This window comes from Gardnerella sp. C0026F2 (assembly GCF_056590715.1).
In genome coordinates, this window is the sequence record NZ_JBWPWR010000002.1 from 191,650 (window position 1) to 210,318 (window position 18,669).

The following is an 18,669-nucleotide window of genomic DNA, read 5'->3' on the forward strand; positions in this document are numbered from 1 at the left end:
GCGACAGCAGCGTCACTCGCGCACAACTTGTAAATACTATTGTAGCGTAATTTTAGATTGAGTGTTGGCAGTTTTGCGATATATAACTACAGAAGCTACAGCGGCTACAGCAGCTACAGAAACTACAGAAGCTACAGAAACTACAGAACGCGACGAATAGAGTATGCACCTGGGAACACGTAGCGGATAGGATCGTACTTAGTACCAGCAAGCTGCGAATTAATTACCATGCCGTTACCAACATAAATAGAAGCATGCTGCGCATTCGCGATAATATCTCCAGGCTGCGCTTGAGCCAAACTTGGGATCGGAGTCCCAACAGTTGCCTGCGCTCCAGAAGTACGAGGCAAAGAAACACCAACACTAGCAAAAACATACTGCACAAAACCGGAGCAATCCCATCCAGCAGGAGTATTGCCACCGCTGCGATACGGAACTTTGCCTAAGAATTGAGTAGCAAAATTCAAAAGAGAAGCAACAGACTTATCGTCAGGAGGAACTACAGAAGCAAGAGGAACCTGCTCAACACCACTGCGGAAACCAGAACGGCTTGCAGCATCATTTCCAGCAAAAGCACGGCGTGCCGTTTCAGCAGCTTGTTCGCTAGGAGTCTTAGTTTGAGGTACATTCAAGCTTTCTATGCCACCCCAATGAGAATTTGTATCGACATCAGTAGAAGTAGATTCAGTTAAAATATCGCGACGCACATTCGTCACCTTTGGAAATGCGCGCGTAGAAGTGACAGCTGACTCGGAAAGCTCATGCGAAGACTCTGCCATGGCGAATGGCGCCATAACAGTAAGCATTGAAACTGCAGCGGCAGCTGATACAAAAACTGAGAAAATTCTACTTTGTTTTAGCATACTTTTTGTAGTATACCATCGAGGCATTACATACAAGAGAAATTAGCAACTACAGTAACGAGCAAACTAATTTTAGTAATAAACAAACTGATTTTAGTAACAAGCAAAGCAGCTTTAGTAATACAGCTTCAGTAATACAGCTTCAGTAATTCAGCTTTAGTAATGAATAAACTGATATTGAGAAACTTCCTTAGCGTCAAACTTGCGCGAGAAAGTTCGTCCTTGGTAAGAAGCGCCACATTCAGAAGTTTCAATAGAACCGTCTGAATTAATTTTTTCAACAACTGCAACGTGCCCGTAGAATGGATCAGAACCAGCCTGACCTGAGCGGAACACCATAATATCGCCAACGTGGCGAGCAGAATTATCTACCCAATAGCCAAGACTGCGCGCAGAATCAGCCCACATATTTCCGTTACCAAAATGCGAGCCAACAGGCAAACCTAACTGATGGCGGCGAATATACACCCACCATGTGCACTGGCTGAACTCATACGCGTTACCGGTATCGCCAGTTGCGTGATTTGGATTAAAGCCCTTCGGCAAAACGTCAAAGTCTTTATCCATCAACAAAGCAACCTTAGGATTATTCGCAGCAGAACGCGACATTTCTGCAATATTAAAGCCTGAATCAGAACCTAAATTCCACGAATCAGACTTTGAAGATATAGTAGAAAAAGTGCCAGGTTGTACTGAATTAGCAACTTTATTGGCTAAGTTTTCATGCTTCGAATCCGAGCGAGCAGAACTATTTTCATTCGCGCTATTTGCAGCATCAGCAGAGTCCGTATGCGATTTGTTAGCAGCATTCTCAATAGAGTCAACAGCGTTATTAATAGTCGCCATAGGATCAAGAGACTCACGCTGGCTAGAACGCGAAACTGTTGAAGATGCGTCGCCAACTGCAGTCATAGACGGCTCAAATTCGGAAGCGCGAGCATCAAAACTATTAACCTTAGTTAAAGCCATAGTAGCTGCAACAGTACCAACCATTGCAACAAGAGAAGCCGAAAGTATTACATTGCGACGACGCTCATTAGCAAGCTTAGACAACCTAAGCGCGCGCCTGCTTTGAGGAACAAGCTCCTGTAAACGCTCAGAAACAGCTTCTGGAAGCTCTACAACAGCACCATTGCTAGTAGCAACCGCAGCCAAACGCTCATTAACACGATTAGTCTGAACAGAACGCATACCACGCACACTATGCGCACCATGAGCACCATGCGCACCATGCTGAGCTACAAACAGCGAAAGCGGCGAATCTCCATGCCTCTTTGCTTTTGTGGCACCATGTGCAGCATGTCTCATACTAATCACTTTCTTACGTTAAACGTGGAACGCAGCGCACAAACGCCACACCCCCAACTGACTTTCTTTCAATCTTCTATGTGAAAGGTTACAACGTGGTTAGGATGTAAGAAACACACACAGCCTAAATCCGCTAATTTTCGCGCTTAAGCTGCACTCATCACACTTAGACTTCGGTAAGTTGTATGGTTGGAAGTATGAAATTTGCACCTATAGTTAATCCTGATGCGCGAAAAGCAGCGCCGAAACCGCTGCAAGTTGATTTGCGAAAGGTTTTTTCTATAGGAACGATTGCGTGGTTAGTCGCAACAATAATTGCGCTTATCGTTGCGTTATTGCATATTACAACTTGGTTCCCTGTGTTGTTTTGCGTATCGGGAACAATTATTGGCGTTCTGCTATTAATTTGGGAACATTTTGACCGTTGGGACTACAGGCGCTTAGGAAAGTAGTTTATTGCTGATTTGCTAACTTACCGCTAACTTACCGCTAACTTACCGATAACTTTCCTACTTGCTGAATTATTTACTACTTATTTATTTGCAATTGGTAGCGCAAAACTTACGGTAGTACCCTGCCCTGGCATGCTCCAAAGAGTAATATTTCCGTGGTGCGTAAGTGCCACATGCTTAGCAATTGCAAGCCCTAAACCAACGCCATCCTGGCTTTGACTATTTTGATTATTCGCACGATAGAATCGTTCAAAAATTCGCGACTGATCTTGCAAATCAATGCCAACTCCGCGATCTACAACACGGATCACAACGTATTGACCATCTGTAGATAGCGACGCAGATAGCGAAACTGTAGAATTTTTTGGAGAATACGTAATTGCATTCTCAACTAATTTCCGTACTGCAGCTTGAATTTGCGAAATTTCACCGCGCACGCATAAGCGCGAATCGACTTTTGACACAACACGTACGCAACAATCCTTAGCAAACGCAGCAACTTGATTTTGCACATACGACAAAACATCATTCAAAGAAAATACTTGCGCAGAATCTAGGTCAATAGGATTTTGAGCGCGAACCAGCCACAACAAATCTTCAAGCATGTGCTCAAGTTTCTTGGAAGATTTACCGGCAATTTGCGCAATATCTTTAATTTTTTGCGCAGATACCTGTTCGTTTTGCAAAACTTTCGTAAGCTGAGTTAAGTTGCGAGTAGATTGCATTAACTGCTCAGAAACGTTGGAAATAAAGTCATCGCGAGTTTGCGCAAAACGGTGAGCTGCACTCGTATCCTCAATAATTACAACTACGATACCGCCTCCAATGCTTCCAGCCGTAACAGTAAGCCAATTAGGGCGCGAAACAGTGGTTGACTCTTGAGGATTTGCAGTTATTGACACATAACGCTCAGGGGTCGAAGTAACCAAAGAGAAGCGCTCGAATCCGCCAGAAGCTCGCACGGAATTAACAGCTTGAAGAACGCGAGGCTGGCATAACGAATCATCGCTAACAACACCCAGCAAATAAGCCTCGGAGCTTGCACGAATTACGTCATTGTTGGCATCAATTACAACAGTTGGCATGTCGAGCATTGCCAAAACTTGGGACGCGTCGGAGCTGATGTCGTCACTTGCGTTGTCACTTGAATCGTCGCTTATGTCGTCGCTTATGTCGTCGCTTTCGCCATACTTTGCGTCATACCTTGCGCCACGAATATAATTAAACGCTCGCTTAAAAAGACGCAAAACTGTAGAAAACCAATCCGACATCAACACACACAACGAAAGCACAACGCACAACGCAAGCACTCCGAAAGCAACAAATACAACGATCACAACCGCAGAAGAACCTTGAGGCATACTCCTATAATCTCATACTTTGCGCGCTTTTGTAACTATGCAACTAAAAAGCGGCAGAAACTTTACAGCGGAGTAAAGTTTCAGTCGAAAATCACCACAAAAACGGCAGAAACTTTACAGCGGAGTAAAGAAAAAGTCGTTTGCGCGCTAAGAAACGGCAGAAACTTTACACGGCTGTAAAATTTCAGTCGAAAATCACCACAAAAACGGCAGAAACTTTACAGCGGAGTAAAGAAACGGTCGCTTCGTTACAAGCGTCGTCTATAATTACATAGGATGCCTGACTTATAGCGACGTGCAAACTAGGCGTTCAAATAAACTCACAGCACTGAGAAAGGACGCACCATGCGAGTAATTTTCAACGAAGAGATGAAGGCGATTGCTTCAAACATCGAGCGCATGGCAAAACTTGTATCAAAAGCTATAAACGATGCTGGAAGCGCGCTTTTAAACGCGGATTTGGAAGCTGCTCAAACTGTTATCGATAAAGACGCAGACTTAGACGCTTTAGAAGCAAACACTATTGACCAATGCTTGACTTTGCTTGCTCGCCAAAACCCTGTGGCAACGGACTTGCGCGAAGTTGTAGCTACAATGCGATTAGCTGCAACGTTTGAACGCATGGGAGATTTAACAAGTCATCTCGCTCAAATTACTAGACGGACCTGGCCTGAATCTGCTATTGCACAAGAAGGACGCGAAACTATTGTTGCAATGGTTGATTTCTTGCGCGAACTGTCAGGTCGCTTAACGACCATGGTTGCAAATCGCGACGTGCAAATTGCGGAAACTATTATTGCTGGCGACGATGCGCTCGACAAATTGCACGAGAAGATTTTTGAGCTGGTAGAAGGCGAAAATTGGAATGGTACACGCAGGCAGTTAATTGATGTCGTTCTGCTTAGCCGCTTTATTGAGCGAATTGGAGACCATTGCGTTGCAGTCGCAAGACAAATTGTGTTTATTGTTTCCGGATTCGATCCATCCAAGAAGCCGGAGCCAGATAAAGACACTGTTGTAGCGTAACGCGCATGGATTAAGTAGCGAAAGTAGTTTCTTAAAAATAACTATAGCTTATATTACAAATTGTTTAATGTGGCGCGAGTTTTAGGGGATTTCTCTCCTCGCGCGCCCCGTCCTTCGGGCGCTCTGGCTGCTAAAAGAGTTCAGTGTGTTCGCCTTTCTTTAAAGAATGTAGCTTCTCAGTCCTCTTTTAGCGCTCGTAGAGAAATCCCCCAAACTCTGCGTGCTTAATCGTTAATAACCTCATTTTATCGCAGAGATTTTTCGATTTTTCTTCTTCGCTTGGCGAATCAGCAGCCTGCGGCTCTGACGTTCGCCGCGCTCAGTGCGAAAAATCTCAAATCTCTACCACACGAATATCCACACGACTGAATGACAACGAAACTAAAATGTAAAATAATTTATACAAAAAAGTAGGTCTGCAAATTAATTGCAAACCTACTTTTATTTTAAAAGCTAACTTAAGCGCTCCAAAGCCAGCTTAATCAGAATCTCACTTCTGACCCTGAGCAGCCACGGCAGCAGCACCAGCAGCAGCAGCTTCTGGATCCAAATACTCACCGCGAGGCTTGATTGGCTTAAAGTTTTCATCCAACTCGTAAAGCAGAGGAATAGCGGTTGGAATGTTCACCTTGGAAATCTCTTCCTCGCTCAAGTTGTCGAGCATCTTAACGATTGCGCGCAAGCTGTTGCCGTGAGCAGCAATCATTACAGTCTTGCCGGCCTTAAGCTCTGGAATAATATCCGACTCCCAGTAAGGAGTTACGCGAGTCACGACGTTTGCCAAAGCTTCAGTTTCTGGAACTGGATCGCCTGCGTAACGAGGATCGTTAGCCTGAGAATACTCATCGTTTGGATCAATCTCAGGAGGTGGAGTTGCGTAAGAACGACGCCAAATCATGAACTTCTCATCGCCATATTCCTGACGAATCTCAGACTTGTTCTTGCCTTGCAAAGCACCATAATGACGCTCGTTTAAACGCCAGCTACGACGAACTGGAATCCAAAGGCGGTCGGCTGCATCAAGCGCGTAATTCGCGGTGTTGATAGCACGACGAAGCAAAGAAGTGAACACGATGTCTGGAAGAACGTTCTTCTCTTTAAGAAGCTCGCCACCATGCTTAGCTTCCTCAACACCCTGCTCAGTCAGCGGTACATCAACCCAACCAGTGAACTGATTGGTCTTATTCCATGCGCTCTGACCATGTCGGAGCAATACTAATTTGTATGTCATAATTACCTAGTCTATTAACGCCTTACGACGACAGTCACACAGCGCTCCAAACGCGCTCGCAACAACCTCATCGCATACAAAAAGCCGCTGAATGTTAACCAACATCCAACGGCTTTATATCCATTAAAATTTACCAACTAGCGATAATCATAACTAGCGAAGTGGCTTCACGAGTGGGAAGGTAATCGTCTCGCGAATAGTTGCGCCCGTAAGAGCGATCAGCAAGCGATCAATACCCATGCCCATGCCGCCTGCAGGAGGCATACCGACGCCGAGAGCCTCAATGAAGTCCTCGTCAATATCCATTGCCTCAACATCGCCAGCCAAAGCATCCTTAGCTTGAGCCACAAAGCGCTCGCGCTGCACAACAGGATCGTTAAGCTCGGAATAGCCGGTTGCAAGCTCAAAGCCGCGCACGTACAAATCCCACTTTTCAACCATTCCAGGCTTAGTGCGGTGACCCTTAACAAGCGGGCTGGTCTCAACTGGGAAGTCACGCACAAACGTTGGCTCGTAAAGCTTATCCTCGTAGAAGTGCTCCCACAAGTGCTCAACCAACTTGCCGTGATTCTCAACTTCGTCGCGCTCAACGCCAAGCTTGTCCGCAATCGCGCCCAAATGCTCAACGGAAGTTTCCGGAGTAATCTCCTCGCCCAAAGCCTCAGAAAGCGAGCCGTACATGGTAATCTGCTTCCACTCGCCACCAAAATCGTACTCTTCGCCGTTAAGCAAAGTCACCTTCGTGGAACCGAAAGCGTCGATAGCAGCCTTCTGAATCAGCTCCTTAGTAAGATCGCCAATCGTATCGTAAGTGCCGTAAGCCTGGTAAGCCTCAAGCATTGTAAACTCTGGAGCGTGAGTTGCGTCCACGCCTTCGTTTCTAAAGTCGCGGTTGATTTCAAACACGCGGTCGATGCCACCAACCAGGCAGCGCTTCAAGAAAAGTTCAGGCGCAATGCGCAAGTAAAGATCAATGTCGAAAGCGTTCATGTGAGTTGTGAACGGACGAGCAGCAGCACCGCCGTGAACCGTTTGCAACATTGGAGTTTCAACTTCCAAGAAGTCGTGGCTGTCGAAAGTGCGGCGAAGCGAAGCCACAGCGCGCGAACGCCTGCGAACCATATCGCGAATCTTCTCGTCCGCAATCATGCCAATATACGGCTTACGCGTACGAGTGTCGTCGCTTAATTCCTTATGCAAAGCTGGAAGCGGCTGCAAAGCCTTAGCAGCAATCGCCCACTCGGTTGCAAATACGGAAAGCTCTCCAGTCTTGGAAGAAATCACGCGACCGCGAACGTACAAGTGATCGCCCAAATCAACCATCTGCTTGAAATTCTTAATGGATTCTTCGCCAATTTCCTTCTTGGAAACCATTGCCTGAATCGTAGTACCGTCACCGGCAGAAAGCTTAACAAAGCACAAGCCGCCAGCGTTACGCAAGAAAAGCACGCGGCCAGCAATACCAACCTCAGTATCGGTTTCTTCGCCAGCTTCAAGCTTGCCGTCGAACTGCTTACGAACCTGCTCGATAGTATCAGTAACGTTAAGATGCACAGGATAAGGCTGCACGCCATCCTTAAGCATCATTGCGCGCTTAGCAACGCGCATCTGTACCTGCTCAGGATGAGCTTGCGGTCCAAATTCTTTATTGCTTGGGTCGATTGCTTCATCCAGGCTTGCGCCTTCGTTTACGCGCTTGGCGATTGCCTCGTCTTGAGCGAGTAACATTTCGGCATGTTCAACAGTGTCAATTTCATTGACGGTATCTGTTGCTTCGTTTTCTGCTGCATTTTTAGCGGCAGATTCTGCGGCATTTTGCGCGGCAGACATTGCAGTATTGGTGTCAGTCATAAACGCTAATTGTAGCCAGTAGGTAATACAGGTTTTGTGCGCGGCTTGCAGTGCTAATTTGCGATATGTTTACACAGAAGCTGTAGCGATAATTTGTAATATGTTTACAAAGGAATTCCGCAGCTTGTACGCAATATGCTTGCGCGGGACTTACTTTGCGCAACTTGCACACGCTTTAGAATAATTTGTATTAGCCAACCTGTAACATTACGGACGTTGTTGGAACTTTTATGCGCATATGCTTTCGCGAGTTTCAGCATCGGGCTGTAGCGCAGTTTGGTAGCGCGCTTCGTTCGGGACGAAGAGGCCGCGGGTTCAAATCCCGCCAGCCCGACTTTTGATTTCCAGAATCCCCCCCCCCACGCAATTTCGACATTCCCTATACACTGCTGTAAAGTTTATGCCGCTATTTCGCACGCAAACGACCTTTTATTTACAACGCTGTAAAGTTTCTGCCGCTATTTGGCGCAAAAACGACAGTTTCTTTACATGGCTGTAAAGTTGAAGTCGATTGATTGGACGAGCGCAATAGCAAGGGGGCTTTGATGGAGAACGCTGCGCAATTTTATAGCGAGCTTGACGAAATGTTCGCAAATCACGCAAGTGCAGACACGATTGAATCGTACCTTTTGCGAAAACTTGCCGAAGCGCAGACAGCAAACGCAGCAAACGAAGAAGACCATCCCCTGCAGCTTTCAATTCTCAACGAACTCATGGGCTTTTACCGTTCACGCGGAGAGCACGCAAAAAATCAGCCAATCATTGATAAGGCGTTAGATTTGGCAAAAAAGATGGATTTAGCAAGCACCGAAGGCGGCACAACTACGCTAATTAACGCCGCCACAAGCCTTCGCGCGGCAGGCAGCTACGATCGCGCCGAAAAAATTTACACTCAAGCTCTTAACGAATCCGCCGAAACGCTCGGCGCTAAAAACCGCAAGCTTGCCGCGCTTCACAACAATCTTTCGATGCTTTACAGCGAAACCGGTCGCACGAGTAATGCAATTGAGGAGCTCAATCAGGCGCTTGAAATTTTGCAAAATACGAGCACGGATCCTGAGCGCGACATCGATATTGCCGCTACGCACACGAATCTTGCGCTTGCGATGTTGCAGGAGTGCTCGCAGGAGTTCTCAAAAGAGTGTTCACAGGATTGCTCACATCCCAACACCAGCACAAACAGCAAATCCGCAACTCTTGAATCCGCTTTTGAACACGCTTCGATCAGCGTTCGCATGTACATCGCAGGAAATAACGAAAATCAGCCGCATTACGCTTCTGCTTTGGCTGGTTTTGCGCAAGTGCAGTGCGCGCGCGGCGAGTACGCTCAGGCTGAGGAAAGTTACAGTAAGGCACTTGATTTGATTGCGAGATGCTACGGAAAAGATAGCGAATCTTACGCGATTACGACGCAAAATTTGCAGCAGACGAGCGAGTTGGCAGAAAAAGTTACGAAAGAATCTACAAAAATTCAAGAATCAGCAAACCAAGATATAACAGAACAACACTCAACGAACTCACACGCAGCAACCCAGAACGCAGCAACCCATAACGCAGCAAATCAAAACGCAGCAAACCATAACATAAAAACCGGCATGCAATTAGCGCAATCATATTGGCAAACTTACGGAAAGCCGTTACTTGATCAGCCAAAATTTGCGAAATACAAGAACCGCATAGCTGCAGGATTAGTTGGACACGGATCGGAATGTTACGGTTTTGACGACGAGATTTCGCGCGACCACGATTTTGGACCCGGCTTCTGCTTGTGGCTTACCGACGAAGATTACGCGGAAATTGGCGCGGATTTGCAAGACGCTTACGACGCACTTCCGCGAAAATACGCCGGTTTTGACTCTCGCAACGAAACACCGCGCGCAAAATCATGCGAAAGTAGCAAGCGAGTCGGAGTGTTCAGCATAAGCGAATTTTTCGAAAATCTAACCGGCTTCCCCACTGCTCCAAGCCAAAACGAGCCGCACTTATGGCTATCGCTAAGCGAGTCAACGCTTGCAGCAGCGACGAACGGCAAAATTTTCGCAGATCCTCTTGGAGAGTTCTCAAAGGCGCGCCAAAGCTTCAAGCTCATGCCGGACGATGTGCGAATCTCACTAATCTCGCGCAGACTTGGCATGATGGCTCAAGCAGGTCAATACAATGTTCCACGAATGCTAGCACGCAAAGACGCATCCGCCGCGTGGCTTTCTATAAACGAATTCGTGCGCGCAACCGCTTCCATTGTTTTTCTGCTCAACAATCCCGTAACTGCAGGCTACTTGCCGTACTACAAGTGGCAGTTTGCGGCATTGCGAAAACTAAGCAATCGCATGGCTTCTAGGCTTCCGGAAGTGTGTGGAAAACTTGAGTCAGTAATGCGACTTTCTTCCGCTGCTTGCTTTGGCGGCGACGGTTCAGGCGGTGACGGTTTTGGCGAAGGCGGAAAGGGCGCGGGAATTGCGCAAAAGCAAGTTACGCAAATAATTGACAGTATTTGCGAGGATATTGTGCGCGAGTTGCAATACGAGGGCTTAAGCGATTGCGGCGAAACTTTTTTGGAATGGCAGCGGCCGTATGTTGAAGCGCATATTAATTCGCGCGCTGCGTGCTTAAGGAGCTTATGATGTGCGATTTATCAGCAAATCCGGAAGCGCAAAAACTTGTGGAAGCGCAAAATTTGGAAGCGCAAAATCAAAAATCAGAAAAGCTTGCGGAAGAAGAAAATCTTGCGGAAGAAATCACTAAACTCGAGTGGGATCAGTTCCAGCTTACGCAAAACGAAGGCGGACGCGCGAATTGCCAGGGAAACTGGCCAACTTTTCGCATTATGCGCATGAGTCAGTTTTTGGCGTGGCCGCTCGATTTGCAGGAGTCTTATAAGCAGGATCTTGAGCGCGCGAATAGCGATGGCCGCAATTTGATTACGGAAAAGTATGCGCGAATGATGGAGTCTACTGCGCCGGAAATTTTTGAGCGCACGATCAAGCCTTATATTAAGCCGATTTTAGAGCCTAGAAAAAGTTCGCAGGAGCAGATTATTTTAACGCAAGTTGAGTGGGCTGCGGATTTTCGCGAGCGCTACCCGCATTTAGGTCTTGCGATGCGCGTGCTTAAAACTAGCGAAGATACAGCAGAAAATACGTCTTTTGAAACGTATTTGCGAGGCGAATTAAGCACGTATTCTGACGCAACTTTCGCAAAATACCAGCATTTTGTAAATAATTTGCGCGCGGAAAATCTAAATCTTACGCAAATAATAATCGCGAATACTGTGCGCATGTATGGATACGATTCGCTCGAAGCTGCTGAGAGCGCGCAATAAGGCGCTTGAGCGCTACACTCTGAGCGCGAAAGCAGGTCGTCGCGCACGCACGCAGATTAAGGATGCAGCTTAAGAATAGAGCAGCGACGCTGCAGAAGCGGCGCGAGAGTCACCTTCGAGAAAAAGCGTGGAAGCAGCGGAAAGACCAGTTTGTTGCAAAAACGCGCGGTAAAGCATTACGTCGGGTTTGCGCAAATGCGATTCATAAGATGCGCAAACGCCGTTAAGCTCGCCGAGTATTGGGCAAGTTTTGCGCGCTAAGTTTAGCCAATCGCAAGGAGCGTTACCAAGCGCCCACACGCGCACACCGTTCGCAATCAACTCGCGCGCCTGACCGCAAGCATCCACACGCTCGCCTGCAAAACCGCGCTCGAAACGCTCAAAATACAAGCGATACAGCCACGTAACCGCAGGCCCGTGATGCTCGCTAAACGATTCAAGCGCGCGCTCAATACTCCACCCAGCCTCGCGCAAAGACTCGTGAAACTCAAATCCCCATTCCGGCTCGAAACTAAAAAGCACTTCCCCAATAAAATCCGGATAATCTGCAGCCAACGTGCGGCGCGCATCCCAATCCACCAGCAAATGCAAGTCAAAAACAACGTCGGAAATTCCGCGCGAAGCATACTCGCGGATACTATTTTCGCGAACAATATTTATATCGCGAATATCACAAATTCCGCTTGCACTAACTGCTTTTATTTCAGCGCACATAATTCCCACTTGTTTATGCCGATATTAAGAAGAACACTAAAACAACCGTTAATATGATTCAAGTCACGCGGTTGGCGGAATGCCAGCGCTCATATCACCAGCGCTCATATCATCAGCGCCCATCAAACCAGCGCCACCAACTACGCCAGAACCATACATTCCAGCCGCAAAGTTCGCCTGCAAACTGTTGAGATTGTAACCAAGCGCCTCAAGCTGCGCACGGCCGTCCTCATTAATGTTTTCAACGCTCCAGCGCGGCTTCCACGTCCAATCGATGCGAAACTCTTCCACCAAGCCTGCGAGCGCATTCGCACACTCGTCCTCAATCAAATCCGTAAGTGGGCAAGCCGGAGTTGTAAGCGTCATTGTAATAATCGCGCGACCTAGCTCGTCAATCTCAATGCCGTAAACAAGACCTAAATCAACAACATCAATGCCTAATTCCGGATCGACAACATCGTGAAGCGCTTCCTTAATATCTTCTTCGGTAACCCTTCCAATATCGTTCGCACTTAAAGGTGCCGACGCCGCCACCTCAACTGCCGATTGCGCATCGATTGCCGATTCATTTTCTGCCATAATATTCCTTGCTTTGCTTGTACCAGATTTCGATTTTACAAGCTGCCAAGAATTTGCGGATTCAAGTTTTGCGAAGCTTTTGCAATGCTGTCTTTTAAGCCTTCCCACGCTAAAAGCGCGCACTTAATTCGCATTGGGTAGCGCGATACGCCTTGCAAAACCATTGCGTCTTCCAGCGCATCTTCGTCCTCTTCGTTTTTAAGACCTTCGCCTCGAGATTCCATAAGCTTGTGGAAAAGCGCGTCTAATCGCAATGCTTCGTCAACCGATTTTCCTTCGACTAAATCAACCATCATCGAAAGGCTTGCTTGCGAGATTGAGCAGCCGTGACCATCCCACTTAACGCTTGAAATTATTGGGTTTTTTAGGTCCGCGTTATTTGAAATCTCCACGCGCATTGTTACTTCGTCGCCGCAAGTTGGGTTGAATTGGTGCGATTGGCCTAAAGCAGAGTTTTCGCCAGATGCTACAGCGCAACTTTCGTGAGTATTATTTAGGGTGATTTCGGCAGATTCTGTATTTTCGGCAGATTCTTGAGATTCTGTATTTTCTGTATTTTCAGCAGATTCAGTAGATTCTTGAGATTCTTCCTGCAGTTCCGCTTTTGCGAGCGCATCCGTGCTTTCAAAATGAGTTTTGCCATGCGGATTTCGCGCAGCATCCAAAATTACTTCTTGGTACATGCTTTCTAAGCCGTCACCAGCCATATCGCCAGCACCTACACCAAAACCTGCATCTGTACCAAAACCCATATCAAACATACGCACTCCTTACCAACTCTAACTTGCTCGCTAATAATATTATGCGCCAAAGTAGGCGCGAACGTGTGAGACTGCTTCAACAAGCGCACGAGCCTCGTCAATCGTATTGTAAACGCCAACAGAAGCGCGATTCGAAGCGTACACGCCAAAATGACGGTGAATCGGCTGAGCACAATGATGCCCAACACGAATCGCAATGCCCTGCGCGTCCAAAAACTGTCCAACATCGTGCGGATGCACGCCCTCAACCTCAAAAGCAACTGTGCCAATTCGATTATCTAAATCAGTCGGACCCAAAACGCGCACGCCTGGAACATCCTGTAATTTTAGCAATTCTGCAGCAATTTTCTGCTCATGCTCTGCAACTTTATTCATGCCCACCGCACGCAACCAATCCGCTGCAACTCCAGCCGCAACCATTTGCGCAACAGGCTGAGTTCCAGCCTCAAAGCGGTAAGGCGCATCCATGTATTGCGCCGGCTTGTTAAGCCATGCAAGTTCCACCATTGAACCGCCGAAATTGGCAGGCGGAAGCGCGTTCAAAAGCTCGCGGCGACCATACAAGAATCCAACTCCCGTAGGACCATACATTTTATGCGCACTAAAGGCTGCAAAATCAACGTTTAACGCGTGAAAATCAACCGGAATATGCGGCACTGACTGGCATGCGTCGAGCACAAAAATCGCGCCGACTTCGTGAGCACGCTTGCAAATCGACGAAACGTCCGTAATAGCGCCAGTAACGTTGCTAATATGCGTAACTGCAACTATTTTCGTGCGTTCGTCAATAATTGTTCGCAAATAATCCGCGTCCGTGCGCACGCGTCCGTCTTCTGTTACATCAATCCAGCGAAGCTCCGCTCCCGTGCGAAGAGCCAGCTCCTGGAATGGAAGCAAAACAGAATGGTGATCCGCGCGAGATACGACTATTACGTCGCCTTCTTGAAGCGCAAAATTTTTGCGGAAATCTGCAGAATCAGCCAAATCAGCGCTGTCTTTTTTGCAAATTCTTGCCTTCGCACTAGCGTTACCAATAGCAGTTGCGAGAAGATTAAGCGCGCCTGTAGCTCCCGGAGTAACAACAATTTCCTCGCTGCCAGCATCTGCACACGCTCCAACAAGCAACGCAACTTTCACGCGCGCTTGTTCAAACGCAACCGTCGAAAGTGCAGCCAACTCGTGCGCTCCCCTGTGCACACCAGCGTTAATTGTTTCATAAAACTCTTTTTCAGCGTCGATTACAACTTGCGGTTTTTGCGAAGTAGCTGCAGAATCCAAGTAAATCAATGGTTTTCCGTGCACAGTATCGTGAAGCGAAGTGCCATGAACTGTGCGACTTAAAATCGGAAACTGCGAGCGCAAATCGCTAAATTCTCGCATAATATTTTCTGTAGTCACTGTAGTCATATTAAACCGCTATTTAAAACTATTACTTTATAGCCGCGCTTAAGCCAGCGCAGACTCGGTTGCACCTTCCGGCAAATACTTGTCGTAGCCTTCTTCTTCCAGCTCATCCGCAAGCTCCGGTCCTGCAGTCTTTACAAAGTGACCTTGCGCAAAAACATGCACAATATCCGGCTTAATATACTTGAGGATTCGCGTGTAATGCGTGACCATCATAATGCCCAAACCGGTGTTTTCTTTGGCGCGATTCACACCTTCCGACACGATTCGAAGAGCGTCAACATCCAAACCAGAATCAGTTTCGTCCAAAATCGCAAACTTTGGTTTCAAAAGCTCTAGTTGCAAAACTTCTGCGCGCTTCTTTTCGCCGCCGGAGAATCCTTCGTTTACAGAACGCGACGCAAATTTCGGATCCATTCGAAGCTTTTTCATAGCCTCGCTAAGTTCTTTCACCCAGCTTCTTAAAGATGGAGCTTTACCTTCGACTTCAGTTTTTGCGGTGCGAAGGAAGTTGGTCATAGATACGCCCGGTACCTCTACTGGGTATTGCATTGCGAGGAACAGTCCGGCTTTTGCGCGCTCGTCAGGAGTCATTTTCAAAATATCTTCGCCGTCGAGAAGAACTTGACCCGAATCGACTTCATACTTTGGATGCCCTGCCAAAGTGTAGGCAAGAGTAGACTTTCCAGATCCGTTAGGGCCCATAATTGCGTGCGTTTCGCCAGAATTAACTGTAAGATTTACGCCTTTTAAGATTTGCTTGCGACCTTCTTTTGTTTCTACAGAAGCGTACAAATCCTTAATTTCCAAAGTTGACATGTTTTTCTCCTATTTTTCTGTTCTTGCAAGACGGCGCTCAATAGCCTTCATTAAGTGATCAACAATTTCCGGAACGCCAATTTCTTCAATCAGCTCGTTAAAGAATCCGCGCACAACAAGCTTTCTGGCTTCAATCTCACTAATTCCGCGCGATTGCAAGTAGAAAAGCTCTTCGTCGTCAAATCTACCGACTGAACTTGCGTGACCGGCACCAATAATATTGCCGTTTTCAATTTCCAAATTCGGCTCGGAATCAGCGATTGCTCCAGGAGTGAGCACTAAATTACGGTTCAACTCGTACGAATCTGTGCCAGGAGCTTCCGGCTTAATAAGCGCGTTTCCAACCCAAGTTGAATGCGCACCCTTTCCTTCCAAAGCGCCCTTATACACGACTCTGGACTTGCATTCCGGATAATTGTGCACAACCATCGTGCGGTGCTCAACATGCTCGCCCGGATCCACAAAATACATGCCGAGCATGTTCAAATCGCCCTGTTCGCCGCCAAAATCCTGATCCATGCGAATTCGCACAACATCTCCGCCAAGAGTGACCATCGTGTGGCGAAGCGAAGCTCCCTCACCAACGTGAATACGCTGATTTCCAACGTGCTTGCTGCCCGAATCCCACTCTTGAATAAAGGTAGTAGAAACGTGCGCGTGTTTTCCGAGGATAATTTCCACACCTTCAGCAAGTTTCGCGCAACCGGTATGTTCGATAATAATATCCGCGTTCGAGCGTGGGTCCGCTTCGATTACTAAGTGCAGTGCGTCAAGCGCATTAACATTATCGCCCTGAATTTTCAGCACGATTGGCTTTTTGATTTCGCCAGATACGTGAAGCACGTGCGCTTGTTTCGCCGCGTTCCACGCGACTGCAGCTACGCGATCAGACGGCTTCATATCGGTATGAGGAGCCTCGTTTTGCGACTTTACTTGCAAACTTACGGAACCGTCGCTTCCAACGTAAGAATCATCCAAAGCGACTCCGCCAACGCCTTCAAGCGTTACTTGAATGCTATTAGAAGGCTCGAAACGCTCGAAAAACTCGGAAATTCGCTCAACTGGAGTGTATCGCCAATCTTCCTGCTTACGCGTTGGAATCGCAAAATCTTCCACGTTGAACGAGCGCACGGATTTGTCTGCACTAGAAGGCATTGCTGCAGGAACCGCGTAAGGATCATTAGGATCTGCTACAGGAATAGTAATTTCTTTTTCCGTCATTTTATTGCCTAAATTCTTATTTAAATCTTCGCTCATCAGCCCACGGATCCTTCCATTTGCAACTCAACTAAGCGATTAAGCTCAAGCGCGTACTCCATCGGCAGCTCGCGACTAATCGGCTCTACGAAGCCGCGCACAATCATGCCCATAGCCTCTTTTTCTTCAAGTCCACGGCTCATCAAATAGAAAAGCTGATCCTCCGAAACCTTGGAAACAGTGGCCTCGTGAGCCATCGAAACGTCGTCTTCACGCACGTCAACATGCGGATAAGTATCCGACCTCGAAAAATCGTCAACAAGCAAAGCATCGCACACAACAGACGAACTCGAGCCCTTCGCACCCTTAATAATCTTCACAAGACCGCGGTAAGCAGAACGCCCACCGCCGCGCGAAATCGACTTAGCAACAATCGTTGAACTCGTGTGCGGAGCTAAGTGAATCATCTTCGCACCCGTATCTTGATACTGACCGCGTCCAGCAAAGCTCAAAGACATGGTTTCTGCTTTTGCGTACGGCTCAGCAAGAATGCAAGCAGGATACTTCATAGTTGCTTTGGAGCCGATGTTGCCGTCAACCCACTCCATTGTGCCACCTTCGCGCACATAAGCTCGCTGAGTTACCAAGTTATACACGTTATTTGACCAGTTTTGAACGGTTGTGTATCGCACGCGAGCATGCTTTTCCACAACAATTTCAACGTTCGCAGCGTGAAGAGAATCCGTGGAATAAATTGGAGCCGTGCAACCCTCAACATAATGCACGTACGAGCCTTCGTCTGCAATAATCAACGTGCGCTCAAACTGACCCATGTTCGGCGTATTAATTCTAAAGTAAGCCTGAAGCGGAATATCCACGTGCACGCCTTTTGGAACGTACACGAACGAGCCGCCACTCCAAGCCGCTGTGTTAAGAGCCGCAAACTTGTTGTCGTCAACTGGAATCACAGTTGCAAAATACTTTTTTACAAGCTCCGGATACTTTTGCACTGCTGTATCCGTATCAACAAAAATCACGCCTTGCGCAGCCAAGTCTTCTCGAATCGAATTGTAAATAACTTCCGACTCGTACTGTGCTGCAACGCCTGAAACTAAGCGCTTTTTCTCAGCTTCCGGAATGCCGAGCCTGTCGTAAGTTTTGCGAATATCATCCGGCAAATCGTCCCAAGTTTTCGCTTGATCGTGAACCGGACGCACGTAGTATTTAAAATCATCCGCGTCAAAACCGCTTAAATCCACGCCCCAATCCGGCATCGGCTTTTGCAAAAACGCGCGGTAACCTTGCAAACGAAGATTTAGCATCCATTCCGGCTCGTGCTTGTCAGCAGAAATTGCGCGCACAACCGACTCGTCAATACCCTTCTTCGCAGCCTCGCCTGCAGCATCCGAATCATGCCAACCGTAATTGTAATCGCCAAATTCAGCAACAATCTGCTCGTCTTGACGGATTTTCTCTTCGTTTACGCGAGCGCGATCTGCCACATACTGGCTCATTTCAACGTCTGCAGCTTTATTTTTTGCGGGATTGCCATCACTTGCTGCAACGCTTGAATCGCCAGTAACGCCAGTATCATTCATATTGCTAGTATCGCTCATATTGCTATCGCTCATAAAGCCTGTTACACCTCCATACTTAACGCACACCTGCGCGCGGTACGTATCAATTGGCAAAAGCTGCTCCCCAAAGCGCTACTTTCGCACTCTCCCCACTCAATTATCACCTATCTAAGGTTACCGCGTAATGCGATTTCTTGGTATAGCCGT

At 47.4% G+C, this 18,669-nt stretch carries 16 protein-coding genes and 1 tRNA gene; 5 read left to right on the plus strand and 12 right to left on the minus strand.

Annotated elements, in window-relative coordinates; translation table 11 throughout:
* Window positions 1–140: 140 nt before the first annotated feature.
* Window positions 141–863: a C40 family peptidase gene (locus AC1EK3_RS03295; protein ID WP_480033548.1), complete on the minus strand. Its 723-nt coding sequence runs from the start codon at window positions 861–863 to the stop codon at window positions 141–143.
* 156 nt (window positions 864–1,019) lie between these two features.
* Window positions 1,020–2,171: a CHAP domain-containing protein gene (locus tag AC1EK3_RS03300; RefSeq protein ID WP_480033547.1), complete on the minus strand. Its 1,152-nt coding sequence runs from the start codon at window positions 2,169–2,171 to the stop codon at window positions 1,020–1,022.
* A gap of 185 nt (window positions 2,172–2,356) precedes the next feature.
* Between AC1EK3_RS03300 and AC1EK3_RS03305 the strand changes: the two genes are divergently transcribed.
* Entirely contained in the window at window positions 2,357–2,623 is a 267-nt protein-coding gene (locus AC1EK3_RS03305) for a DUF2530 domain-containing protein (protein WP_480033546.1), read from the plus strand.
* An 80-nt stretch (window positions 2,624–2,703) separates the two neighbouring features.
* Here the strand turns inward: AC1EK3_RS03305 and AC1EK3_RS03310 are convergent, their stop codons facing one another.
* Window positions 2,704–3,984 carry a sensor histidine kinase gene (locus tag AC1EK3_RS03310; RefSeq protein ID WP_480033545.1) on the minus strand — a complete coding sequence of 427 codons (1,281 nt, stop codon included), beginning with the start codon at window positions 3,982–3,984 and terminating at the stop codon, window positions 2,704–2,706.
* 345 nt (window positions 3,985–4,329) lie between these two features.
* Between AC1EK3_RS03310 and phoU the strand changes: the two genes are divergently transcribed.
* The gene (gene phoU, locus AC1EK3_RS03315) at window positions 4,330–5,010 is read left to right on the plus strand and encodes a phosphate signaling complex protein PhoU (RefSeq protein WP_480033544.1); all 681 of its coding nucleotides are present in this window, start codon (window positions 4,330–4,332) and stop codon (window positions 5,008–5,010) included.
* A gap of 490 nt (window positions 5,011–5,500) precedes the next feature.
* Here the strand turns inward: phoU and AC1EK3_RS03320 are convergent, their stop codons facing one another.
* On the minus strand, window positions 5,501–6,241 hold the full coding sequence (locus tag AC1EK3_RS03320) for a phosphoglyceromutase (RefSeq protein WP_480033543.1): 741 nt from the start codon (window positions 6,239–6,241) through the stop codon (window positions 5,501–5,503).
* A gap of 153 nt (window positions 6,242–6,394) precedes the next feature.
* Window positions 6,395–8,092: a lysine--tRNA ligase gene (lysS, locus tag AC1EK3_RS03325; protein WP_480033542.1), complete on the minus strand. Its 1,698-nt coding sequence runs from the start codon at window positions 8,090–8,092 to the stop codon at window positions 6,395–6,397.
* Window positions 8,093–8,352: 260 nt separating this feature from the next.
* Here lysS and AC1EK3_RS03330 point away from each other — a divergent pair.
* The 3 genes from AC1EK3_RS03330 to AC1EK3_RS03340 all read left to right on the plus strand — a co-directional run bounded on the left by AC1EK3_RS03330 (window position 8,353) and on the right by AC1EK3_RS03340 (window position 11,411).
* Window positions 8,353–8,426: transfer RNA gene (locus AC1EK3_RS03330), tRNA-Pro, on the plus strand.
* A gap of 211 nt (window positions 8,427–8,637) precedes the next feature.
* Window positions 8,638–10,713, plus strand: coding sequence for a DUF4037 domain-containing protein (locus AC1EK3_RS03335; RefSeq protein ID WP_480033541.1), 2,076 nt, complete (start codon window positions 8,638–8,640; stop codon window positions 10,711–10,713).
* Window positions 10,713–11,411, plus strand: coding sequence for a DUF4125 family protein (locus tag AC1EK3_RS03340; RefSeq protein ID WP_480033540.1), 699 nt, complete (start codon window positions 10,713–10,715; stop codon window positions 11,409–11,411). The genes AC1EK3_RS03335 and AC1EK3_RS03340 overlap by 1 nt, the downstream gene beginning before the upstream one ends.
* 69 nt (window positions 11,412–11,480) lie before the next feature.
* Here AC1EK3_RS03340 and AC1EK3_RS03345 read toward each other — a convergent pair whose 3' ends face one another.
* The 7 genes from AC1EK3_RS03345 to sufB form a co-directional block, all read right to left on the minus strand.
* Window positions 11,481–12,125, minus strand: a complete 645-nt coding sequence (locus tag AC1EK3_RS03345) for an HAD family hydrolase (RefSeq protein ID WP_480033539.1) — start codon at window positions 12,123–12,125, stop codon at window positions 11,481–11,483.
* A 63-nt stretch (window positions 12,126–12,188) separates the two neighbouring features.
* Complete coding sequence (locus AC1EK3_RS03350; protein ID WP_480033538.1) at window positions 12,189–12,704, minus strand: metal-sulfur cluster assembly factor; 516 nt, start codon at window positions 12,702–12,704, stop codon at window positions 12,189–12,191.
* Window positions 12,705–12,739: 35 nt separating this feature from the next.
* Entirely contained in the window at window positions 12,740–13,465 is a 726-nt protein-coding gene (gene sufU, locus AC1EK3_RS03355) for a Fe-S cluster assembly sulfur transfer protein SufU (protein ID WP_480033537.1), read from the minus strand.
* Between the two features lie 39 nt (window positions 13,466–13,504).
* A complete protein-coding gene (locus AC1EK3_RS03360) occupies window positions 13,505–14,845 on the minus strand; it encodes a SufS family cysteine desulfurase (protein WP_480033642.1) in 1,341 nt (446 codons plus the stop codon).
* Window positions 14,846–14,911: 66 nt separating this feature from the next.
* Entirely contained in the window at window positions 14,912–15,688 is a 777-nt protein-coding gene (gene sufC / locus AC1EK3_RS03365) for a Fe-S cluster assembly ATPase SufC (protein ID WP_004110671.1), read from the minus strand.
* A gap of 9 nt (window positions 15,689–15,697) precedes the next feature.
* A complete protein-coding gene (gene sufD, locus AC1EK3_RS03370) occupies window positions 15,698–16,945 on the minus strand; it encodes a Fe-S cluster assembly protein SufD (protein ID WP_480033536.1) in 1,248 nt (415 codons plus the stop codon).
* Window positions 16,945–18,399, minus strand: coding sequence for a Fe-S cluster assembly protein SufB (sufB, locus tag AC1EK3_RS03375; RefSeq protein ID WP_463323329.1), 1,455 nt, complete (start codon window positions 18,397–18,399; stop codon window positions 16,945–16,947). Before sufB ends, sufD begins: the two co-directional genes overlap by 1 nt.
* Window positions 18,400–18,669 lie beyond the last annotated feature (270 nt).